Origin of the sequence: Chromobacterium violaceum ATCC 12472 (assembly GCF_000007705.1) — a bacterium.
Taxonomy (GTDB): domain Bacteria; phylum Pseudomonadota; class Gammaproteobacteria; order Burkholderiales; family Chromobacteriaceae; genus Chromobacterium; species Chromobacterium violaceum.
This window is the reverse complement of record NC_005085.1, coordinates 3,490,858-3,511,119: the sequence shown is the minus strand read 5'-3', so window position 1 is coordinate 3,511,119 and position 20,262 is coordinate 3,490,858. Positions and strand designations below refer to the sequence as shown.

General features: G+C 66.4%; 21 protein-coding genes. 5 read left to right on the top strand and 16 right to left on the bottom strand.

All coding sequences use genetic code 11. From position 1 onward, the window contains the following. Nucleotides 1-55 precede the first annotated feature (55 nt). The 6 genes from CV_RS15915 to CV_RS15890 are packed head-to-tail and all read right to left on the bottom strand — an operon-like array spanning nt 56 to nt 5,057. Complete coding sequence (locus CV_RS15915) at nt 56-490, bottom strand: nuclear transport factor 2 family protein (protein WP_011136775.1); 435 nt, start codon at nt 488-490, stop codon at nt 56-58. Further along, on the bottom strand, nt 487-1,266 hold the full coding sequence (locus CV_RS15910; protein ID WP_043596508.1) for an SDR family NAD(P)-dependent oxidoreductase: 780 nt from the start codon (nt 1,264-1,266) through the stop codon (nt 487-489). The genes CV_RS15915 and CV_RS15910 overlap by 4 nt, the downstream gene beginning before the upstream one ends. Continuing rightward, on the bottom strand, nt 1,263-1,796 hold the full coding sequence (locus tag CV_RS15905; RefSeq protein ID WP_043596506.1) for a DUF3833 domain-containing protein: 534 nt from the start codon (nt 1,794-1,796) through the stop codon (nt 1,263-1,265). Before CV_RS15905 ends, CV_RS15910 begins: the two co-directional genes overlap by 4 nt. Continuing rightward, nucleotides 1,796-3,001: an SAM-dependent methyltransferase gene (locus CV_RS15900; protein WP_043596505.1), complete on the bottom strand. Its 1,206-nt coding sequence runs from the start codon at nt 2,999-3,001 to the stop codon at nt 1,796-1,798. Before CV_RS15900 ends, CV_RS15905 begins: the two co-directional genes overlap by 1 nt. Next, nucleotides 2,998-3,774, bottom strand: a complete 777-nt coding sequence (locus CV_RS15895; RefSeq protein WP_011136772.1) for a DUF1365 domain-containing protein — start codon at nt 3,772-3,774, stop codon at nt 2,998-3,000. Before CV_RS15895 ends, CV_RS15900 begins: the two co-directional genes overlap by 4 nt. Next, complete coding sequence (locus CV_RS15890; RefSeq protein WP_043596502.1) at nt 3,771-5,057, bottom strand: NAD(P)/FAD-dependent oxidoreductase; 1,287 nt, start codon at nt 5,055-5,057, stop codon at nt 3,771-3,773. Before CV_RS15890 ends, CV_RS15895 begins: the two co-directional genes overlap by 4 nt. A 115-nt stretch (nt 5,058-5,172) precedes the next feature. Here CV_RS15890 and CV_RS15885 point away from each other — a divergent pair, with 115 nt between their 5' ends. Continuing rightward, nucleotides 5,173-5,808: a TetR/AcrR family transcriptional regulator gene (locus tag CV_RS15885; RefSeq protein WP_011136770.1), complete on the top strand. Its 636-nt coding sequence runs from the start codon at nt 5,173-5,175 to the stop codon at nt 5,806-5,808. Between the two features lie 9 nt (nt 5,809-5,817). Here the strand turns inward: CV_RS15885 and CV_RS15880 are convergent, their stop codons facing one another. After that, nucleotides 5,818-6,720, bottom strand: a complete 903-nt coding sequence (locus CV_RS15880) for a LysR family transcriptional regulator (RefSeq protein WP_011136769.1) — start codon at nt 6,718-6,720, stop codon at nt 5,818-5,820. A gap of 95 nt (nt 6,721-6,815) precedes the next feature. On the opposite strand from CV_RS15880, the gene CV_RS15875 reads away from it, so the two are divergent. The 4 genes from CV_RS15875 (at nt 6,816) to CV_RS15860 (ending at nt 12,441) form a co-directional block, all read left to right on the top strand. Next, the gene (locus tag CV_RS15875) at nt 6,816-8,315 is read left to right on the top strand and encodes an NADH-quinone oxidoreductase subunit L (protein ID WP_011136768.1); all 1,500 of its coding nucleotides are present in this window, start codon (nt 6,816-6,818) and stop codon (nt 8,313-8,315) included. Then, entirely contained in the window at nt 8,308-10,668 is a 2,361-nt protein-coding gene (locus CV_RS15870; RefSeq protein ID WP_043596500.1) for a YbcC family protein, read from the top strand. The genes CV_RS15875 and CV_RS15870 overlap by 8 nt, the downstream gene beginning before the upstream one ends. 206 nt (nt 10,669-10,874) lie before the next feature. After that, nucleotides 10,875-11,333: a DUF6671 family protein gene (locus tag CV_RS23835; protein ID WP_011136766.1), complete on the top strand. Its 459-nt coding sequence runs from the start codon at nt 10,875-10,877 to the stop codon at nt 11,331-11,333. Nucleotides 11,334-11,475: 142 nt separating this feature from the next. Next, complete coding sequence (locus CV_RS15860) at nt 11,476-12,441, top strand: L-threonylcarbamoyladenylate synthase (protein ID WP_011136765.1); 966 nt, start codon at nt 11,476-11,478, stop codon at nt 12,439-12,441. A gap of 185 nt (nt 12,442-12,626) precedes the next feature. Here CV_RS15860 and CV_RS15855 read toward each other — a convergent pair whose 3' ends face one another. The 9 genes from CV_RS15855 to CV_RS15810 form a co-directional block, all read right to left on the bottom strand. Next, complete coding sequence (locus CV_RS15855) at nt 12,627-14,936, bottom strand: copper-transporting P-type ATPase (RefSeq protein ID WP_080509052.1); 2,310 nt, start codon at nt 14,934-14,936, stop codon at nt 12,627-12,629. A gap of 40 nt (nt 14,937-14,976) precedes the next feature. Then, the gene (locus tag CV_RS15845; RefSeq protein ID WP_011136763.1) at nt 14,977-15,603 is read right to left on the bottom strand and encodes a methyltransferase family protein; all 627 of its coding nucleotides are present in this window, start codon (nt 15,601-15,603) and stop codon (nt 14,977-14,979) included. Beyond that, complete coding sequence (locus tag CV_RS15840) at nt 15,600-15,845, bottom strand: DUF2933 domain-containing protein (RefSeq protein ID WP_011136762.1); 246 nt, start codon at nt 15,843-15,845, stop codon at nt 15,600-15,602. The genes CV_RS15845 and CV_RS15840 overlap by 4 nt, the downstream gene beginning before the upstream one ends. A gap of 77 nt (nt 15,846-15,922) precedes the next feature. After that, entirely contained in the window at nt 15,923-16,381 is a 459-nt protein-coding gene (locus CV_RS15835) for a hypothetical protein (RefSeq protein WP_011136761.1), read from the bottom strand. Between the two features lie 92 nt (nt 16,382-16,473). Continuing rightward, the gene (locus CV_RS15830) at nt 16,474-16,854 is read right to left on the bottom strand and encodes a hypothetical protein (protein ID WP_011136760.1); all 381 of its coding nucleotides are present in this window, start codon (nt 16,852-16,854) and stop codon (nt 16,474-16,476) included. Between the two features lie 415 nt (nt 16,855-17,269). Then, complete coding sequence (msrB, locus tag CV_RS15825; RefSeq protein ID WP_011136759.1) at nt 17,270-17,659, bottom strand: peptide-methionine (R)-S-oxide reductase MsrB; 390 nt, start codon at nt 17,657-17,659, stop codon at nt 17,270-17,272. Between the two features lie 139 nt (nt 17,660-17,798). Then, nucleotides 17,799-18,440, bottom strand: a complete 642-nt coding sequence (locus tag CV_RS15820; protein WP_011136758.1) for a histidine phosphatase family protein — start codon at nt 18,438-18,440, stop codon at nt 17,799-17,801. Nucleotides 18,441-18,460: 20 nt separating this feature from the next. Beyond that, nucleotides 18,461-19,822 (bottom strand): deoxyguanosinetriphosphate triphosphohydrolase, encoded by a 1,362-nt coding sequence (locus CV_RS15815; RefSeq protein WP_176217286.1) that lies wholly within the window; start codon nt 19,820-19,822, stop codon nt 18,461-18,463. Between the two features lie 94 nt (nt 19,823-19,916). Continuing rightward, on the bottom strand, nt 19,917-20,138 hold the full coding sequence (locus tag CV_RS15810) for a glycine zipper 2TM domain-containing protein (protein WP_011136756.1): 222 nt from the start codon (nt 20,136-20,138) through the stop codon (nt 19,917-19,919). Nucleotides 20,139-20,262 lie beyond the last annotated feature (124 nt).

Below are 20,262 nucleotides of genomic sequence, written 5' to 3'. Positions count from 1 at the left end.
GCGCAGGGCTTGGACGGCAACGCCGCCTTGTTGCCCTTGAATGCCGCAGCCGACATCAGACAACCCTCAGTTTCTTGCGCAGCCAGGCCACGGGCAGGCCGAACAACGGAATTTTCTCGAACAGTTCTTCCGCCGCATCCCAGTAGTCGCGGTGCAGCGTGATCTTGCCGTCGGCGTCGAACTGCAGATGGCTGCCGCCGTGGATGCTCATTTGGCGGCCGGCATACAGGAAGTGGAAATCCCAGGTGATAAAGGCCTGGTCGCCGTCGCGCAGCGCATGGATGACGGTGAAGCGCGGATGCTCCAGCGTCTGGAACATGTGGCGGAACACCGCCTGGATCCTGGCCACGCCGCGCGCGTCGTTGAACGGGTCCTTGAAGCGGGCCTCTTCGGCGTAATAGCGGCCGATGTCCGGCAGCGTGTCCGGCGTCAGCGTCTGGTACCAGTCGAGCAGGGCCTGCCATTCGGTTTGGGTAGGAATGCGTTTCATGGTCGTGCCAACCTCGCGAGCAAGGGCAGCCGCAGCCGGTAGGGCAGCAGCCGCAACAGTTTGAGCCATACGGTGAAGCGCAGCGGGAAGTGGATTTCGAACGCGCCGCGCTCTAGCCCGCGCATGATGTGCCGCGCAGCCTGGCGCGGCGTCAGCAGCGCCGGCATGGTGAAGTGGTTCTTGGCGGTGAGCGGCGTGGCGACGAAGCCGGGATTGATCAGGTAAACCGCCACCCCGCGCGGCCTGAGCTCGGTGTAGAGGATTTCCGCCAGATTGATCAGCGCCGCCTTACCGGGGCCGTAGACCACGGCGCCGGGCAGGCCGGCGTAACCGGCCACGCTGGCGACCAGCGCCACGCCGCCGCGGCCTTGCCGCGCCAGCGTCGGCAACACCACTTCCAGCCCGTGGTAGACGCCCAGCAGATTGGTGTCGAGCAGGCGGCGGGTTTCCTCTGCGTACAGGTCCAGGCAGGTTTGCGGCCGGTAATCGGCCGCGCAGAACACCACGAAATCGGGCAGCGCGCCGGCGGCCTCCAGATGCGACCAGGCGGCCTGCCAGGCGGCGGGATCGGTCACGTCCAGCGTTTCCACCCGCGCGCCCGGGCAGCCCGCCGCCAGCATGCGCATCGGCTCGGCGCGGCGCGCCGACAGGATGACTTCGGCGCCGGCCTGCAGCAGTTCGTCGGCCAAGGCCGCGCCGATGCCGCTGGACGCGCCTATCACCCACACCCGGCGCGCGCGCCAGTCCGCTATGGCGGGATTGAGGCGCAGCGTCATGGCTTGGCCTCCGGCTTGCGGAAGAACAGCGTGACTTCGCCCAGGCGGAAGCCGAACTTGCTCATCGTCGTCCGGTTGAGCAGGCTGCGCTCGTCCTGCAGGAACATCCAGTCGTCGAACTGCACCAGGTACTGTTTGCCGTCCACCGGCAGCTTCAGCGTGTAGCGCCAGCGCAGCGCGTTGCCGGCCGTCTCGCCGACGGCCTCGCCGACCACATCGTCGGCCAGGCCGCGCCAGCGGCCGTCGCCGGTGGGCTTGAGCCGCCATACGCGCTGCTGGCGGCTGCCGTCGCTGTAATGGAAGCGCTCGGTCAGCACCAGCTCCTCGCCCTGGCGTTCGCCGTCCATGTCCACGGTGAAGCGCTTGGCCACGCGGCCTTGCCGGTCCTGGAACATGCCCCAGGCCTCGGTCTTGCCGAGGAAAAAACGGCCAGGGTCCAGCAGCGGGCGATTGGCGGCGTAATCGGCCACCGAGGGTCCGGCACAACCCGTCAGCAAGGCCAGCAAGGAGGCGAAGGCGGCGCGCGGCATCACGCATTCCTTTCCAGCAGAAATTGCGAAACGCCGATGCGGCCTTCGTCGAAACCGGCTTCGCAGTAGCACAGGTACAGCCGCCACAGCCGGATGAAGGCCTCGTCGAAGCCCTGGCCGCGGATGGCGGCGAGGTTGGCCTCGAAGGCCTGGCGCCAGCGGCGCAGCGTTTCCGCGTAGTCGGCGCCGAAGTCCAGCCGCGTGCCGCATGCCAGGCCGCTTTGCTGCGCCGCGCTCTGGAAGCGCTCGCGGCTGGGCAGCATGCCGCCGGGAAAGATGAAGGTCTGGATGAAGTCGGCGCCGGCGCGGTACGCGTCGAAGCGGGACTCCTCTATGGTGATGCTCTGCGCCAGCGCCTGGCCGCCCGGCTTCAGGCAGCGGCGCAGGGTATCGAAATAGCCGCGCCAGTAGCGTTCGCCCACTGCCTCGAACATCTCGATCGACACGATGGCGTCGTATTGGCCGGAGAGGTCGCGGTAATCGCGGTGCTCCAGCCTGACCAGCGGTTCGTTGGCCAGGCGGCGGCGGGCGAAGTCCAGCTGCGCGTCCGAGATGGTGATGCCATGCACCGCCACGCCGAGGCGGGCGGCATGCTCGGCGAAGCCGCCCCAGCCGCAGCCGATTTCCAGCACCCGCATGCCGGGGCGCAGCCGCAGTTGCTCGCAGATGCGCTGGTACTTGCGCGCTTGCGCGTCGGCTAGGGGCAGGCTGTAGTCGCCAGCGAACCAGGCGCTGGAATAGGTCCAGCTCGGGTCCAGCCACAGCCGGTAAAAATCGTTGCCGATATCGTAATGGGCGTGGATGTTGCGCCGGCTGCCGCGGCGGCTGTTGGCGCGCGCCAGGTGGCGCAGCTTGTGCCAGCAGCGCGCGGCCCAGCGGCCTAGCCTGCCCAGCTGCAAGGCGTCCTCGTTGCGCAGCGCCAGCCGCAGCAGCGCCGTCAGGTCGGGGCTGTCCAGCCAGCCGTCGCGATAGGCCTCGGCAAAGCCGATATCGCCGCCGGCCAGGATGCGGCCGCAGGCGCGCCAGTCGCGCAGCTGCAGCTCGGCGTCGGTTTCCGCATGGAGAGCGCCGAACCACAGGGTCTCGCCATCCGGGGTGATGAGTTTGAGGCTGCCGTGGCGCAGTTTCGACAACAGGGCCTGCAGCGCCCGCCCGGCGGCGGGAATATCGGGACGGGACAAGGCGATGGGTTGGCTCGCGCTCATGGCTTCAACTCCTGGCCGCGGCTGAGCGCGGCGGCGGGGGGATGGGGTTTGCGGAAGATGGGCACGCGTTTCAGCCACAGCTTCAACGCCTGCCAGTGGATGCGGGCGATGACGCCCAGGGTCAGCAAGGGCTGGCGCAACAAGGCGGCCGCCGCCGCCGGCGCTGTCAAGGCGCGCAGGCGGCCGGCTATCGAGGTGTGCAGCAAGGCGCCCGCGGCGTCGTGATAGTCGATGCGCACCAGCGCGCGGCCCGGCTGTTCGGCGAAGCGGAAACGGTAATGGCCTTCCACGCGGCAAAACGGCGAAACGTGCAGCAGCTTGCGGCAGGCGAGCTGGCTGGAGGCGCTGATCTCGCCGCCCTGGGACGGACTGAGCAGATAGCCGTGATGCTCGCCGAAGGTGTTGTTCACCTCGGCCAGCACCGCGATCAAGCGGCCGGCCGCATCGTGGCAATACCAGAAGCTGACCGGGTTGAAGGCATAGCCGAACACGCGCGGAAAGGTTTGCAGCCAGATTTCGCCGTCGGCCGGCAGCCCGGCTTCCGCCAGCCGCGCGCGGGCCCACGGCAGCAGCGGCGAGCCGTCGCGCGGGCCATAGTCGCGCGTGCGCAGCGCCAGCGGCCGCCAGCGGTCGACGCCGAGCCAGAAGCCGTTCGCCTCCTCCAGCGCCGACAGCTTCAGGCGCAGGCAGAACACTGGGTAGACAAAACGGTTGGCGGCCGGGCGCAGGCGGTGGTGCATCACCTGTCCGGTCAGCAGATAGGCGCCGTTCATCTTTCCACCCTCGCCCAGGCCGGAGCCAGGCCAAACGCCTGCGCCACCCGCAGCGCGGACTTCAGCCCGTCCTCGTGGAAGCCGTAGCCGGTCCAGGCGCCGGCGAACCAGCAGCCGTGGCGGCCCTGGATGCTGGGCAAGGCCTTTTGCGCGGCGATGGCGGCGGCGTCGAGCAAAGGATGTTGGTAGCGGAAGCGGCCCAGCACCTTGGCGGGATCGGGCGGACGCGGCGGATTCAAAGTCACGACCACCGGCGTGGCGACAGGCAGCGGCTGCAGCTGGTTGAGCAGATAGCTGACGCCCACCGCCCGGCTGTCGTCCGGCTCGTCCGCCAGGAAGTTCCAGGCCGACCAGGCGGCTTGGCGCCGGGGCAAGAGCGCGGCGTCGGTGTGCAAAACGGCTTCGTTTGCCTGGTAGCGGACCGCGGACAATATCCTGCGTTCCAGCTCGCCCGCGTCGGCCAGCATGCCCAGGGTTTGCGGCGCATGGGTCGCGAACACGGCCGCGTCGAAGGTTTCCTCGCTGCTGGCGGTGAGCAGGCGCAGGCGGCCGTCGACGCGGCTGGCGCGCAGCACCGGGGTCGACAGCCGGACATCGGCCAGGCCGGCGGCGATTTTATCGACATATTGCCGGGCGCCGCCCGGCACGGTGCGCCACTGCGGCCGGTCGCGCAGCTGCAGCAGGCCATGGTTCAGGCAGAAGCGCAGGAAAGTCTCGGCCGGAAAGGACAGGATGTCGCGGCAGGGGCTGGACCAGATCGCCGCCGCCATCGGCAGCAGATAGTGGCGGCGAAAGCGCGCGCCGTATCCGTCCGCGTCCAGCAGGTGCCCCAGGCTTTGCGGGGCCTCGATCGCGCGGCGCAGATTGCGCTCCGCCTCGCGGTTGAAGCGCAGGATGTCGGACAGCATGCCCCAGAAGCCGGGCGACAGCAGATTGCCGCGCTGGACGAACACGCTGTCCAGATTGCGTCCCGCCCATTCCAGCCGGCCCTGGCCCAGGGAGACGCTGAACGACATGTCGCTGGGATGGCTGGGGATGCCCAGCTCCTGGAACAGGGCGATCAGATTGGGATAGGTGCGATCGTTGAAGACCAGGAAGCCGGTATCGACGGCGAAGTCGCGGCCGTCGACCGTGACATCGACGGTGTGGGTATGGCCGCCCAGATAGTCGGCGGCTTCGAACAGCGTCACCGCGTGGCGCCGGGAGAGAAAGTGGGCCGTGGCAAGGCCGGCGATGCCGCTGCCTATCACAGCGATGCGTTGTGGCGATGAGGCGTTCACCATGTCGTCCTGTCGCGAGGTCGGAAATCCACCGGCTTGGCAGTGCGCCGGCGCTGCTTTATATTCAGGATAAAACCGATTTGAAAAAAATGCTACTGATCAGTAAAAGGTGTTACCGATGGGTATATTAGGCAGGCTCAGCTTCAAGGACCAGGCCTTCAAGCTGCGCGAGCAAGCCGTGCTGGACGCCACGACGCGGATGCTGGCGAGCAAGGGTTTCGACCTGATGACCATGGACGATGTGGCCGGCGAAGCGGGGATTTCCAAGCCCAGCCTGTACAAGCATTTCAAATCCAAGGATGAGCTGGCGACCGAGGTGATGATCCGCTTGCTGGACGATGCCCAGGATTTTCTGGCGCGGCAGGCGCCGGAGCTGAGCCCGCTCGCCCGCCTGCGCGATCTCTTGGCCTGGGCGCTGCGGGTGCGCCTCGAGGGCGGGCTGCCTTTCCTGCCTTCGGCCAGTCCGCAGGTGCGCGCCATGCTGACGCGCAGCCTGCGCTACGTCAGCCGGGCGATCAAGCTGCACAAAACGCTGCAGGGCATCGTCGAGCAGGCCAAGCGGCAGGGGGAGTTGCGGGCGGATATGCCGACCGACGTGATCCTGTACAGCTACTATTCCCGGACCTGCGATCCGGCGGTGGAGTATTTGCGGGTGTATGGGAAATACCCGGATGAAGACATCGTCAGGCATATGCTTGAGGTCTGTTTCGACGGCATGTCGGCTGGCCAGCGCCGCGCTGACGGAGACGCGTGAAGCCGCGGATCAGGGCGCGGCCAGGCTCCGTGCCTGATCGTCTGCCGCCATGCGCAGCAGATCTTGCAGCAGCGGCGGCAGATACTGCCGCTGCACGGTGATGGCGTAGAAGGTCTCCTCGACGCGCGGCACCACGCAGTATTGTTGCAGCAAGCCCTTGCCTAGCTCGTCGCGCACCACGATGGCCGGCAGCAGCGCCACGCAGCCGGCGTCGCGCGCCAGCAGGCGCAGCATGGCCATATCGTCCACTTCGGCGCGGATGGCCGGCTGCAGCGCCAGCTCCTCGCACAGCAGGTCGAAGCGCAGGCGGATCTCGCTCTTGCGGCTGGGCACCAGCAGCGGCAGCGCCGGCAGATCGCGCTCGAACTGGAAGGTCCGCCCCTCCGGCCGCGGCGGCCCCACCAGCACCACCGGCTGGCGCGCCAGCGTGCGGCAGCGCCAGGATTGCTTGTCGTCGCCCAGGGCAGGGCGATTGGACAGCACCACGTCCAGTTCGTGCGCCTTGAGCCGCTGCAGCAGCTCGTCCAGGCTGCCGGACTCCAGCACCAGCCGTACATCGGCTTCTTTCAGCACCGGCTGCAAAAACCATTCCTGGAAATTGCGCGACAGCGTGGCCACGCTGCCTATGCGCAAGGTGCCGCGTCCTTGGCCGGAGGCGGCGGTGGCCAACAGCTCGTTGCCCAGCGCGAAAATCTCCTCGGCATAGCGCATCACCACCGCGCCCAGCTCGGTCAGCTGCAGCTTGCGGCCTTCGCGCAGGAACAACGGCTGGCCCAGTTGCTCTTCCAGCTGGCGAATTTGCGCCGACAGCGCCGATTGCGAGACATGCAGCCTCTCGGCCGCGCGCGTCAGGTGGCCCTCGCTGGCAACCGCCCAGAAATAGTGCAGATGGTGGTAGTTGAGCCGGCTCATTGTTCTAAAATAAAGAATGAAAACTAATATTTAATCTATTTTACTGAACATATTCGCTCAGGCAAAGTTCGAGCAGGAAAACAACGGAGCCTTCCATGCCCCAAACCCTGCTTGCCGCGTTGCCATACGCGATCGCGCTGGCCTGGTTGCTGCCCGCCCTGTGGCCGGGCCGCGCGCTGCCGCGCCACTGGCAGGCCGCCGAAATCGCCGCGCTGGCCGGCGGCCTGCTGCTGCTTCCTCTTATCTTTCTGCCCACGCCTGCGCCATGGTTCGCCGCCGCCTGGCTGATGCAGGCGCTGATCCAGCTGCTGGGCTGGATGGTGCTGCGCTACTCGCGCCGCTATATGCAAGGCGAGCCGGGCCAGGCGCGCTTCTTGCGCGCCATCGGCTGCTTGCTGGCGGCGGTGACGCTGGTGGTGCAAGCCAGCCACCTGTTGCTGATGGCGCTGGCCTGGATCGCCTGCAGCCTGGCCTTGCAGACGCTGCTCACCTTTTATCCCGGCCGCCCGGCGGCGCGCCTGGCCGCCCGCCGCGAATGGCGCGCCAGCCGGCTGGCCGAATGCTTGTTGCTGGGCGCGCTGTTGCTGTGGGCGCTGGCCGGCGGCAGCCTCAGCCTGCTGCCCGGCTCGCCGCAGGCGTTGGCCGACGGCGCGCAGGGCTACGCCGCGGCGGCCGGCCTGCTGCTGGCGGCGGCGGTGGCGATCAAGACCGCCCAGTTGCCCTTCCACGGTTGGCTGACCCAGGTGATGGAAGCGCCGACGCCGATTTCCGCGCTGCTGCACGCCGGGGTGGTCAATCTGGGCGGCATGGTGCTGATCAAGGCGGCGCCGCTGCTGCAAGCCGCGCCGCCGGCCAACCTCCTGCTGATGCTGTGGGGCGGGGCCAGCGCGCTGTTGTGCTGCGTGGTGATGCTGACGCGCATCAGCATCAAGCTGCGCTTGGCCTGGTCGACCTGCGCGCAAATGGGTTTCATGCTGCTGGAAATCGGCATGGGCTGGTATGCGCTGGCCTTGCTGCATCTGCTGGCCCACTCCTTCTACAAGGCCCACGCCTTCCTGCTGGCCGGCGAAACGGCGCGCGACAGCGCGGCGCGGCGCATGCTGGGCCAGGAAAGCGCCGACGGAGTCCTCCCGCATCTGGCCCGGGGCCTGATTGCGGCCGCGCTGCTGGCGGCTTCGCAATGGCTGTGGCAGCGCTGGATTCCCGCAGCCGCCTTGCCGCCGCTGTTCTGGCTGGCGATGGGCCTGGGCATGGGCGCGCTGCTGCGCGGCGGGGCCGGCTGGCTGGCGGCGCTGGCCTTGAGCCAGTCCTATCTGCTGCTGCACGCGCTGGCGGCGCGGATCCTGCCGCTGCATGGCCCGACGCCGCCGGAGTGGGCGCAAGCCTTGCTGGCCGCGCTGTTCCTGCTCGTCTTTTTGCTACAGGGTTGGCTGCTGCGCCATCCCCAAGGCGCGCTGGCGCGCCGGATCTATCCGCATGCCTTCGCCGGTTTCCACCTGGACGAATGGTGGTGCATGCTTGGCCGCCGCCTTCCGCGTCCGCCCGCGCCCTTCGCCCTGAAATGGCCTCAACTGCGGGAGAGCAGCCGTGATTGACAGCAAGGCCATAGACCAAGCGCTGGCCGCCATCGCGCCGGCCTGGCCGCTGGACAGCCTGGTGGCCAGCTCGCCCTACTGGGGTCTGCGCGAACAGTCTTTCAGCCAGGCCGCCGACACGCTGCGCCTAGTGGCGGATAGCCCGCTGCACCTGCCGCGCGGCGAATATCTGGCTGCCTGGCGGCGCGGCGAAATCAGCGCCGCGGCGCTGGAGACCGCGCTGTCGGAAACGGGCTGGACCGGCGGCGCGCAGGCCTGGCTGGACGCCGAACCGCGCGATGTCGATCCTGTCCCGCCGCCGCGGCTGCTGGCAGCCTGCCATCGCGAAGCGGCGGGCCCGCTCAGCGCGCAAAGCTGGACCGATGTCGTCATCCAGCAGATCAGCCAGTATTGCGCGGCCTGGTTCGACCGCGACCAGGCCAACTGGCACCTGGACCATGAGCGCGGCTTTTACGCCGCCTGGCTGGAGCAGATGCGCCATCCTTACGGCCTGAGCGCCTTGCCGGAGCGGCGCGAACAGCTGCGCCTGCGCGCCGAGCGGCTGCCCGGCGACGCGGAGGCCATGCTGGCCGCGGGGCTGGCGCAGCTGCAAGCGGAGCCGGAATGGCTGAAGCCCTGGCTGCAGGCGCTGCTGATGCGCAATAACGGCTGGGCGGCCTGGTGCGCCTACCTTGGCTGGCAGGCCGGGCTGAAAGGCGAAACCGACGGCCACCTGCGCCAGCTGCTGGCCATCCAGATGGCTTGGGAATGCCTGCTGGACGACGGCGCGCGCGGGCCGGACAGCGCCTGGGCGGCCTGGCACCGCGATTGGGGGCTGCGCCTGCATGGCCGCGCCGACCCGCGCACGCTGATCTGGCAGCGCGCGCATGAACTGTCCTTGCATGCGCCACTGGCCCAGGCGCTGTGCCGCGAATCCGCCGCCGAAGACGGCACCCGTCCGGCGATGCAAGCGGTGTTCTGCATAGATGTGCGTTCCGAACCGCTGCGCCGCGCGCTGGAGCAAACCGTTCCCGCCAGCCGCACCTACGGCTTCGCCGGCTTTTTCGGTCTGCCGCTGGCCTACCGCGTGCCGGGCAGCGATGTCGCCCAGCCGCGACTGCCGGTACTGCTGGCGCCGGGCTGGGAAGCGAGCGCGGCGCCCGCTTCCAAGCCATCTGCCGCGCGGCGCGGTTGGCGGGCCTTCCAGCGCTCGCCGCTGTCTGGGTTCGCCCTGGTGGAAAGCGCCGGCCTCGCCAAGCTGGCGGCGCTGGCCGGGCGCAGCAAGGCGCGCGGCCGTCAAGCCGCGCTGCCGCAGCTCGACCCCTGGCTGACGCCGGATAGCGCCAAGCCTGTGCCCCGGGACGGCCTGGGCCTGGAGAGGCGCGCGGAAATCGTCTCCGGCCTGCTGCCAGCCATGGGCCTGGCCGGCGCGCTCGCCCCCTGGGTGCTGCTGGTCGGCCATGCCAGCCACGTCAGCAACAATCCGCAGGCGGCGGCGCTGCAATGCGGCGCCTGCGGCGGGCATGGCGGCCACCAGCATGTGCGCTTGCTGGCCGGCTGGCTCAATGATCCGGCGCTGCGCGAGCGGCTGGCGGCGCTGGGCCGGGCCATTCCCGCCGACACGGTATTCCTGCCCGCGCTGCACTTGACCCATAGCGACGAAATCCTGTTGCTGGACGCGGACACCCTGAGCGCGGACGCGCGCGCCCGTCTGCCGGGCCTGCAGGCGCAATTGCGGGCGGCGTCGGCGCTGGCGCGGCGGCGACGCGCGCCGCTGGTAGGCCTCGCGCCGGAGGCGGACGACGCCATTCTGCTGAACAAAATGCGGCAGAAGGGAGACGACTGGGCGGAGACCCGGCCCGAATGGGGGCTGGCCGGCAATGCGCTGTTCATCGCCGCGCCGCGCGCCAAGACGCGCAAGCTGGACCTGGGCGGCCGCGCCTTCCTGCATGAATACGACTGGCGCGCCGACCCGGACGGCAAAGGGCTGCAGGCCATCCTCGCCGCGCCCATGGTGGTGGCGCACTGGATCAATATGCAGTACTTCGCCTCCACGGCGGACCCGCGCCGCTTCGGCAGCGGCAACAAGCTGCTGCACAATGTGGTGGGCGGCCGCATCGGCGTGTTCGAAGGCAATAGCGGCGACTTGCGCATCGGCCTGGCCTGGCAGTCGGTGCACGACGGCCAGCGCCTGCGCCACGCTCCGCTGCGGCTGGCCGCCTGCATAGACGCGCCGCCGGACAGGCTGGCGGAGGCGCTGGCGGCGCAGCCCGTCCCGCGCCAGCTGGCGGAAAACGGCTGGCTGCACCTGTATTGCGTGCACGGCGACACGCCGCTGCGCTGGCATGCCGATGGCGGGTGGCGACATGACTGAGCGCCGCGCCGCCTTGCTGACCCGCCACGGCAAGCACGCCGCCATCGCGCCCGCGCTGGCCGGCATAGGCTGGGACCTGGCGCTGGTGGACAGCTTCGATACCGACAGCCTGGGCGCTTTCACCGGCGAGACGCCGCGCGCCGGCAGCCAGCTCGACGCCGCGCTGGCCAAGGCCAAGCTGGCTTGCGAACTCAGCGGCCTGCGCTATGGGCTGGGCAGCGAAGGCAGCTTCGGCGGCGACCCGTGGCTGGGCCGCTGCGGCTGGGCCACCGAACTATTGCTGTGCTGGGACGCCCAGCGCCAATACGCGGTGGAAGCGGCCGGAAACCAATTTCCGCCACTGGACGCTGAGCGATCTGGCGGCCTTGCCGGACATCCTGCGCCTGTCAGGCTTTCCGGCGCACGGCCTGATCGTCGGGCGGCCCGGCGAGACGGCCTTCCACAAGGCGCTGACCGGCGAAGCCGCGCTGCGCGCGCATCTGGCGCGGCATCTGGCAGACGGCCCGCTGCATCTGGAGTGCGATATGCGCGCCCACCGCAATCCCACGCGCATGGCGATGATAGCGCGCTGCGCCGCCGCGCTGGCGGAACGGCTGGCCAGCGCCTGCCCGGATTGCGGCGCGCCCGGTTTCGGCGAGATCGCGCCGCTCCCCGGCGCGCCGTGAGAAGACTGCGGCGCGCCGACGCGCCAGCCCAGCGCGCGCCGCTGGCAATGCCCGTGCTGCCAGGCCTCGCGCGAACAAACCTTGCAGGCGGCCGCCTCGCCGCAATACTGCGATTACTGCAATCCCTGAACCTTGGAAAACCATGAAGTCGCTTAGCCCCACCCCCGAAGGACTGGACCAGGCCGCCGCGCTGCTGCGCGCCGGCGAGCTGGTCGCCGTGCCCACCGAAACCGTTTACGGACTAGCGGCCGACGCCACCCAGCCCGACGCCGTGGCCGCCATTTTCCGCGCCAAGAACCGGCCGGCCGATCACCCGCTGATCGTGCACTTGCCGGGCCTCGAGCAGCTGAACGAGTGGGCGTCGCGGGTCCCGGACTGTGCCTGGCCGGTGATAGAACGCTTCTGGCCCGGTCCGCTGACCCTGGTGCTGCCGGCAAGCGAAAAGGTGCCGGCCATCGTCAACGCCGGACAAGACACGGTGGCGCTGCGCTGGTCCAGCCATCCGCTGCTGCAAGCGTTGTTGGACCGGCTGCAGCGGCCGGTGGCGGCGCCATCGGCCAACCCGTTCTGCCGCATCAGCCCCACCACCGCCGAGCATGTGCGCGCCAATATGGAAGGCCGCATCGCCGCCGTGGTGGACGGCGGGCCGTGCGCGGTGGGCATAGAGTCCACCATTCTCGATCTCAGCGGCGCGCGGCCGGCCATCCTGCGTCCCGGCGCCGTCACCGCCGCCATGCTGGCGCCTTACCTCGACCTGGCGGAAACCGCCGCGCCCGACGCGCCGCGCGTGCCGGGCAATCTGGCTTCGCATTACGCGCCGCACCAGCCCTGCTACCGGCTGGAGGCCGCCGAAGCGGAGGAGAGGGCCGACGACGCCGGCTGGCGGCAGGCCGCGGTGCTGGCCATCGACGCGCCCGCCGCGCGCTGCGGCTGGCTCAAACGCATGCCGCCGACCCCCGAGGGCTATGCCCAGGCGCTGTACGCCGCGCTGCACCAGGCCGACGCCAGTGGCTGCCCATCGGTCTGGATCGTGCTGCCGCCCGACGAGCCGGCCTGGCGCGCCGTGCGCGACCGGCTGCAACGCGCCGCGCGCTCGCTAGACAGCTAGTGTGGCAAAGAAGGATTGGAGAGCTTGTGGTGTGTGGAGGCCATTCAGAGCAATAAAAATACATGCAGCTTGCGGTACGTATGGATGCAGGCGCTCTCGAGCCAGATTTGTTTGATGTGGCCTGGTCCCATGTTTCTCGCTGGTATGTTCTCCTCGGGAGTGGCAGTCCTGATCGTCTGGGCCTTCTATTGACGACGCAGGCGCAGAGCGTTGCCGATCACGGAGATGGAGCTCAAGCTCATCGCCAGCGCGGCAATTATGGGTGAGAGCAGAATCCCAAAAAAGGGATAGAGCAATCCGGCGGCGATGGGGATGCCCAGCGCGTTGTACAGCAGGGCGAAGAGCAGGTTCTGCTTCATATTGGCCACGGTTTGAATCGACAACGTCCGAGCGGCCACGATGCCTCGCAGGTCGCCTTTGATCAGGGTGAGCTGGGCGCTATTCATGGCGACATCGGTGCCATTTCCCATGGCGATGCCGACATCGGACTTGGCCAGGGCGGGGGCGTCGTTGATGCCGTCTCCTGCCATGGCAATGATGCGTCCCTGTCGCTGCAAGTCGGCTACCAAGGCCAGCTTGTCTTCGGGGCGGACCTCGCCGTGGATTTCGGTGATACCCAACTGCTCTGCTACGGCGCGGGCAGTTGTTTCGCCATCGCCAGTTGCCATGACCACGGTGATGCCGGCCTCTCGCAAAGCGACCAGCGCTTCGCGGGTGGTCGGCTTGATGGGGTCGGAGATGAACAGCGCACCAGCCAGTTCGTTGCCTGTTGCCAGAAAAACGGCGCTCGCGCCGGGACGCTGCGATATATCTGCCAGCTTGGCCGGGGCGATGCCCAGTTCCAGCATCATCGTCTTGTTGCCTAAAGCCAGCCTGTGGCCGGCAACCATGCCTTGCACGCCGATGCCGGAGTCCGAGGCGAAATCATTAACCGGCAGCAGCTCCAGGCCGCGTTGGAGCGCGCCATGGACGATGGCATGGGCCAGCGGGTGTTCGCTGCCCTGATCCAAGCTGGCGGCATATTGCAGAACAGTCGTTTCGGTCCAGATGCCGAAGGGCTGCACGGCATTCAGCGAGGGTTTGCCCTCTGTCAGCGTACCCGTCTTGTCTACGATCAGGGTGTCCACCCGGCATAGTTGTTCGATTGCGGCCGCATCACGGAATAGCACGCCGCGCATCGCCGCTTTGCCTGTCGCTACCATGATCGACATCGGCGTCGCCAGTCCCAGGGCGCAGGGGCAGGCGATAATCAGCACCGCCACGGCATTCAGCAGGGCATATGACCAGCTTGGCGCAGGCCCCCAAAATCCCCACGCCAGGAAGGTCAGCATGGCGCAGGCGATGACGGCCACCACAAAGCCGCCGGCCACGCGGTCCGCCATTCTTTGCATGGGCGCCTTGGAGCGTTGCGCATTGGCCACCATCTGGACAATCTGCGCCAACACGGTTTGCTCGCCAACCTGCGTGGCCCGCATGATCAGCGCGCCACTGGTATTCAGTGTGGCGCCAATGAGAGCGTCACCGCTTTTTTTGCTGATGGGCAGCGGCTCTCCCGTCAGCATTGATTCGTCTACCGCGCTGCTGCCTTCGCTGACCACGCCATCCACCGGCACTTTCTCGCCCGGCCTGACCCTGAGCATATCGCCTATCGCGACATCGGCGAGGGGGATATCCTCTTCTACGCCACCCGGCCGGATTCTGCGGGCAGTCTTGGGCGCAAGGCCCAGCAAGGCCCGGATGGCGGCGGAAGTTTGCGACCGCGCCTTCAGCTCCAGCAACTGGCCGAGCAGCGTCAGCGAAAGAATGACATCCGCTGCCTCGTAGTAAACGCCCACCCGCCCCATCGAGCGGAAGGATGCCGGGAAGGCCTGCGGCGCGACTGTGGCGGCCAGGCTGAACAGAAAAGCCGCTCCGGTGCCGATCCCGATCAGCGTCCACATATTGGGCTGCCGCTGGCCGATGGATCGGGCGCAACGAATGAAGAACGGCAGACCGCCATAAAGGACGACGGGCAGAGAAAGCGCAAGCTCGATGAAAGGCTGAACATCCTCGGCAACGATCCGCAGCGACCGGCCCAGCATGGCCAGCAAAAGCACAGACAGGCTGAAGGGCAAGGTTAGCCAGCAGCGATGCCGAAGATCCTTGTACTCGCTGTCGTCCTCGTTGTCGGTTGGGACCATCGCCTCCAGCGCCATGCCGCATTTGGGGCAGTTTCCCGGCATGGGCTGGCGGATTTCCGGGTGCATCGGGCAGGTATAGAACGTTCCGTCAGGCATGGAAACCGACGGTTCGATCCTGTTCGTCGTGTGATGCGGATGAGGGTGATCCTGGACAGCTCTCCCCTCCGAAACGAGCTGCATGCGACATTGTGGGCAGGTTCCAGGTTGGTTGGACTGCACTTCCGGATGCATCGGGCAGTGGTATCGGATGGCCAGGGCCCCCGGTGGAGCGGCAGCTTCGGGCACCGTGTGATCGTGCTCATGATGTTCATGCATCAGCCTGCTCCTTGAATGTCAAGCGCCTGCCGCGGTCGGATTACCAGGGAAAGAAAGCGGGTACCCGACTCTTGTAATCCCGGTATGCCTCGCCGAACCGGTGTTCCATCTCGCGCTCTTCGCGCTTGGCCAGCCGGGCATAGGCCCAAACCAGGATAGGGAACATCACCAGGGTGATCAGTGTTGGCCACTGGAGCAGAAAGCCCAGCATGATGACGACAAAAGCGAGGTATTGCGGATGCCGAATGCGGGCGTAAGGGCCTTCTTCTGTCAATCGCCCGCTTGCCTGGGCGCTGTACAGCACTCGCCAGGCGGAGGAGAGCAGCAGGAAGCCCAGGAAGATCAGCAGCGCGCTGAGCAGATGAAAGGGGCCAAAGTGCGGATTGGCCCGCCAGCCGAACATCATCTCCAGCAAGTGGCCGGAGTCGTGGTTCATGAAGTCGATGCCTGGGTAGTGCCGGGTCAGCCACGGCAACAGTAGGTAGATGGTCAATGGGAAACCGTACATTTCAGTAAACAGCGCCAAGATGAAGGCGGAAAACATCCCCAGAGAACGCCAGTCGCGCGGCGTTTTGGGCTTGGTGAAGCTGAATGCGAAAATGATGAACACCAGGGAGTTCAAGAGGACCAACGACCATAGGCCATAACCGTAATCGGCATGATTCATGGCTGCCTCCCCTGGTCATGATCATCCTCTTTGTCATCTGGAGAGTCGTGATGATGATGGTGGGCGTGACCGCCGTGATGCATGAATAGATGCATCAGCGGGCACGCCAGCAGCAGCAAGTAAGGCAAGGCGCCCAGCACGTGCGCGGTATGCTCGGCCAGCAGGAAGAAGGCGGCAACGGCCGCGAATCCCCAGAATACCCACCGGAACTTTGCCGGAGGCTCATGATGATGGTCATGCATGCGATCTCTCCCTTGGCGTACCCCCCGTTTTCAAGACAGGCATGGCGTAGTCGGCCATGCCTGTCCGAACAGGCTTGTCATTGACCTTTAGGCATGCCCATCATGGCTGACTGTTGATCCATCATTTGCATCATCATGTCCATCATGCCGGTATCGCCGTGCATCATGCCCATGCTGCCTTTCTGGTCACCCTTCATCGTGCCCATTTTCGCCATCCTGTCCTGGCAGTTCTCCATGTGCATTTTCTTCATCATCGCCATGCTTTCCCGCATGGTGCCCATGGCCTCCTGCATGGCGGCTTGCCGTTCTTCCGGGGTCTTGGCCGCCGCCATCTTGGCTTGGGCGGCTTTCATTTTCGCCAACTGGACATCCATATTCTTGTTGGCGGCCATTTTCTTTGTAGCGGTTTTTCCTGCTTTGGCGGCCGCCGGCGCGGAAGCGGCCGGGTGATGCGCCTCGTGGCTATCTTCGGCTTGAACGGTAAGGGTGGAAGCCAGCAGAGCGATGGCCAGGACGGTTTTGAATGGGGTTTTCATATCGATCTCCAAATGGAAATTAGGTCAGGCGCCAGGTTCGGGTGAACAGACGCAAGAAGGCACGAATGGCTAGGCCATTCGCGAGGAGTTGGCTAATGATTGAGACGCGAGAACTGCAAGCGGATAGGCACGGGGACGGGGAGTGGCCAGTCTCTGCGCCGCCAATGGGAAAGTGTGTGGAAAACCAGCAGCATCAGCGGGAGCAGCATCAATAGCGGCCCAATGAAGTCGGTGGCGGGCCAGGAGTGGTCCGGCTGGGTCACCGAACGCTGAGCTTCGTCGCAGACCGTGTTGCAGGCTTCGTGGTGCGCTTCGCCTGTGTGATGGCTCCAAGACTCAATGTGCGGCGCGGCGTCCGGATCCTGCAGTGACGGGAACTGGCAGTGCTGGGCAGAGATCGATGCAAACGCCAGCGCCCAGACCGTCAGTGCAAGGCGGCACCAGATAGGCAGACGTTGACGAATCCAGTTCATGGAGGACTCTCCGTTGACCACCTCAGCTTAGATCACAGAGCCATTTCACGCAGTTGACTTGAGTCAAAGGACGTGAAGGCTGCGAGGGTGGCTCGATTCGTTCAAGACGTCTGAATACCGCTTCGGATTCCTGTTTCTTGTTCCTGAAGCAGACAGCGAAGGTCTCTAGCGTCACTTCACCCATGCCGGGCGAGTTCAGCGTATGCCTGGCACGGCGGTGCCGGTCAAATAGTAGGGGTGATAAGGTCGGCGAAGCTGTTTTTCGTTGTGTGGAAAGGCAGGGGGTTTATAAGTTTTCCGATGTGTGCGTTGAAATAACTAAAGGCATAGCGAGTAAGAGCTATGCCCTATGTTGGTGCAATTTCGACTATGTGCACAGAGTTTTCAATAACTCTGAAAACCTACATAACCGGTCTTACTCCGCCTTGAAATCCAGGCACACCGAGTTGATGCAGTAGCGCTCGCCGGTCGGTTCCGGGCCGTCCTCGAACACGTGGCCGAGGTGGGCGTCGCAATGCGAGCAGCGGACCTCTACGCGCACCATGCCGTGGGTGGTGTCGGTGAGGCGGGCGATGTTGGCGCCGGCGGCTTCGGCCCAGAAGCTGGGCCAGCCGCAGCCGGCGTCGAACTTGGTGTCGCTGTGGAACAGCAGCGTGCCGCAGCAGACGCAGAAATAGTCGCCCTTCTTGTTGTGGAAGTAGTGTTCGCCGCTGAAGGGGCGCTCGGTGCCGGCTTGACGCGCCACGCGGTATTGCTCCGACGTCAGTTGCGCGCGCCATTCGGCGTCGGTTTTTTCTATGGTCATGGCGGGTGTCCTTGTGTCGTCCAGCCCGGCGGGCCGAGCGCTTGATGGTTGGTCGCCGCGCGGGCGGCTTTCTTACCGGAGACTAACAAATTCCCGCCGGCGCGTGGAGGCGTGGTTCCGGACGCGCGCCGCGGCGGGGTTACTGGATTTCGTCCAGCGCGCTGCTGAGGTGGGATTCGTCGGCCCAGCGGCGCAGCGTCCAGCCGCCGTTTTGGTAGTCCAGCCAGTTCAGCGCGGCGTTGGGAATGGGGAAGTCGCGTTTTTCTTCCAATGGTTTTGAGGTGGCGGCGCGGTAGACGATGTCCAGCACGCCGCCGTGGGTGACGATCAGCACGTTCTCGCCGGGATGCAGGGCTGCGATGCTGGCGAGACCGTCCAGAATGCGGGCGCGGAAACGGCGCAGGCTTTCGCCGCCTTCCAGGTCGAAGTCGGGATCGCGCGCCTGGTGCCGGCGGTAGAGGTCGGGAATTTGCTCGGCGGCTTCCGCATAAGTGAGGCCCTGCAGCGCGCCCATGTGGCGCTCGCGCAGCTGCGGCGTGTAGTGGGCGTTCAACTGCAGCCGGGTTTGCAGCGGCGCCGAGGTTTGCCGGGTGCGGATCAGGTCGCTGACATAGAGCGCCTGGAAGGCGTGGTCGGGCCGGAAGGCATGGGCCAGCTGGCTGGCCTGCTCCAGTCCGGCGTGGTTGAGGGGGATGTCGGTATGGCCTTGCAGCCGGTATTCGCGGTTCCAGTCGGTTTCGCCGTGGCGAACCAGGCAGAAGCGGGTAACGGGCTGAGTCATTGTCGCCTTTCTTCGAGTATCTACAGAATGCCGACGCCGGACAGTTCGCGCGCCAGATTGGCGGCGTAGTTGTCGGTCATGGCGCCGACGAAGTCCAGCACCTTCATATAGGCCTGGTACAGGCTGTCGCCTTTTTGAATATGGCCGTCCAGCAGGCCCATCGCCAGGTGTTCGCGCGGGGTCAGCGCCTTGTCGTCCTTGGTGACGAAGGCGTGCGTCGCGGGCACCAGCACGTTGAGGATGGTGGCGATGCAGGGGTAGGAGGCCAGTTCGGTCACCAGTTTGGTGCGGTGGCGGTACACCTTGTGGCTGGCCAGGTCCTTGGCCTGCAGCAGGGCGTCCTGCACGGCGGGATCGCACAGGTTGATCAGATCCTTGGCCGGGAATTCGCCGCGCAGCAGCGAGGAGTGGTGCAGCATGAATTTTTCCGCCACCTCGGTCACGCAACGGCCGATGGCCACGCCGCGCAGCGTGCCGCATTTCTGGCGGACGTCGTGCATGCCCCAGACGCGTTCATGCTCGGAGAAGCCGGAGAACAGCGTTTCGAATTCCTTGAAATCCAGGATGCCGATTTCCACCGCGTCTTCCAGGTCCAATATCGCGTAGCAGATGTCGTCGGCCGCCTCCATCAGATAGGACAGCGGATGGCGGCACCATTGGCGCTCGCCCTGGCGCAGCAGGCCCAGCTCCTCGGCCACCCGCTCGAAATAGCGCAGCTCGGTGCGGTAGAGGTTGAACTTGTCGCGCTCGTAGGCGGGCGGCGCGTCGGCGGTCCACGGGTATTTGATCAAGGTGCCCAGCGCGGCGGAGGTGAGGCGCATGCCGCCTTCGCCGTTGTACATTTCCAGCGTGGCCAGCATCCGGAGGCCGTGTGCATTGCCTTCGTAGGTCTGCACGTCGCGGATTTCGGCGTCGCTCAGACCTTGCAGCCAGTGCGCGTTGTTCTTGTCGCGGAACCAGTCGCGCAGCGCGTATTCGCCGGTATGGCCGAAAGGCGGGTTGCCGATGTCGTGCGCCAGGCAGGCCACCTGCACCACCGCGCCGATGTCGTGCGGAGTGTAGCCGGGCGGCAGCAGGCCGTCGTGCTCCAGCATCACGCCGACGCGGTTGCCCAGGCTGCGGCCGACGCTGGCCACCTCCACGCTGTGGGTGAGGCGGTTATGGGTGTGGTCGTGACGGGCCAGCGGGTGGACCTGGGTCTTGCGGCCCAGCCGGCGAAAGGCGCTGGAGAACACCACGCGGTCGTGGTCGATGTGGAAATCGGTGCGCAGGCCGGAACCGCCTTCCTGGGTTGCCGGCGTGCGGGTTTCCTTCACTTCGCCCTGGATGATCTTGAAGCGGCGGGTGGAGAGCAGGCTCTCCCAGTGCATGGTTTGGCTCATGGTTTGGCCCGGTGTGGATTCCATCAGGATGATAGGGGCGCGGGCCTCAAAACAAAAGAGCCAGCGGCGGGCTGGCTCTGATGGGCGGCGGGACTTAGCGCTTGCCGGTCTGGTGGCCGATCACGCCGCCGACGGCTGCGCCGCCTACCGTGCCGATGGCGTCGCCGCCGGTGAGCACGGAGCCGAGCACCGCGCCGGCAGCGGCGCCGATGGCGGTGTTTTGTTGACGGTGCGACATATTGGCGCAGCCGGAGAGCATCGCGACGGCGATCAGTCCGGCGGCGGCGAGTTTCAGGCTGGTCTTGGCAGTGTTCATGGTCAAGGTCCTACGGGTGAAATATACGGCTTTGTCAGTTCGCCGCGGCCGCAGTTCCGTCCGTTATGTTACTGATTGTTATCGATTGGCGTGGTTGATCGACGGCGGTTTGCGTTATGGTCTT

Excerpts from the sequence above, each read along its gene's own strand:
- CV_RS15915 (WP_011136775.1), bottom strand. The coding sequence starts at position 490 with ATGAAACGCATTCCTACCCAAACCGAATGGCAGGCCCTGCTCGACTGG.
- CV_RS15910 (WP_043596508.1), bottom strand. The coding sequence starts at position 1,266 with ATGACGCTGCGCCTCAATCCCGCCATAGCGGACTGGCGCGCGCGCCGG.
- CV_RS15905 (WP_043596506.1), bottom strand. The coding sequence starts at position 1,796 with ATGCCGCGCGCCGCCTTCGCCTCCTTGCTGGCCTTGCTGACGGGTTGT.
- CV_RS15900 (WP_043596505.1), bottom strand. The coding sequence starts at position 3,001 with ATGAGCGCGAGCCAACCCATCGCCTTGTCCCGTCCCGATATTCCCGCC.
- CV_RS15895 (WP_011136772.1), bottom strand. The coding sequence starts at position 3,774 with ATGAACGGCGCCTATCTGCTGACCGGACAGGTGATGCACCACCGCCTG.
- CV_RS15890 (WP_043596502.1), bottom strand. The coding sequence starts at position 5,057 with ATGGTGAACGCCTCATCGCCACAACGCATCGCTGTGATAGGCAGCGGC.
- CV_RS15885 (WP_011136770.1), top strand. The coding sequence starts at position 5,173 with ATGGGTATATTAGGCAGGCTCAGCTTCAAGGACCAGGCCTTCAAGCTG.
- CV_RS15880 (WP_011136769.1), bottom strand. The coding sequence starts at position 6,720 with ATGAGCCGGCTCAACTACCACCATCTGCACTATTTCTGGGCGGTTGCC.
- CV_RS15875 (WP_011136768.1), top strand. The coding sequence starts at position 6,816 with ATGCCCCAAACCCTGCTTGCCGCGTTGCCATACGCGATCGCGCTGGCC.
- CV_RS23835 (WP_011136766.1), top strand. The coding sequence starts at position 10,875 with ATGGGCTGGGCAGCGAAGGCAGCTTCGGCGGCGACCCGTGGCTGGGCC.
- CV_RS15860 (WP_011136765.1), top strand. The coding sequence starts at position 11,476 with ATGAAGTCGCTTAGCCCCACCCCCGAAGGACTGGACCAGGCCGCCGCG.
- CV_RS15855 (WP_080509052.1), bottom strand. The coding sequence starts at position 14,936 with ATGCATGAACATCATGAGCACGATCACACGGTGCCCGAAGCTGCCGCT.
- CV_RS15845 (WP_011136763.1), bottom strand. The coding sequence starts at position 15,603 with ATGAATCATGCCGATTACGGTTATGGCCTATGGTCGTTGGTCCTCTTG.
- CV_RS15840 (WP_011136762.1), bottom strand. The coding sequence starts at position 15,845 with ATGCATGACCATCATCATGAGCCTCCGGCAAAGTTCCGGTGGGTATTC.
- CV_RS15835 (WP_011136761.1), bottom strand. The coding sequence starts at position 16,381 with ATGAAAACCCCATTCAAAACCGTCCTGGCCATCGCTCTGCTGGCTTCC.
- CV_RS15830 (WP_011136760.1), bottom strand. The coding sequence starts at position 16,854 with ATGAACTGGATTCGTCAACGTCTGCCTATCTGGTGCCGCCTTGCACTG.
- msrB (WP_011136759.1), bottom strand. The coding sequence starts at position 17,659 with ATGACCATAGAAAAAACCGACGCCGAATGGCGCGCGCAACTGACGTCG.
- CV_RS15820 (WP_011136758.1), bottom strand. The coding sequence starts at position 18,440 with ATGACTCAGCCCGTTACCCGCTTCTGCCTGGTTCGCCACGGCGAAACC.
- CV_RS15815 (WP_176217286.1), bottom strand. The coding sequence starts at position 19,822 with ATGAGCCAAACCATGCACTGGGAGAGCCTGCTCTCCACCCGCCGCTTC.
- CV_RS15810 (WP_011136756.1), bottom strand. The coding sequence starts at position 20,138 with ATGAACACTGCCAAGACCAGCCTGAAACTCGCCGCCGCCGGACTGATC.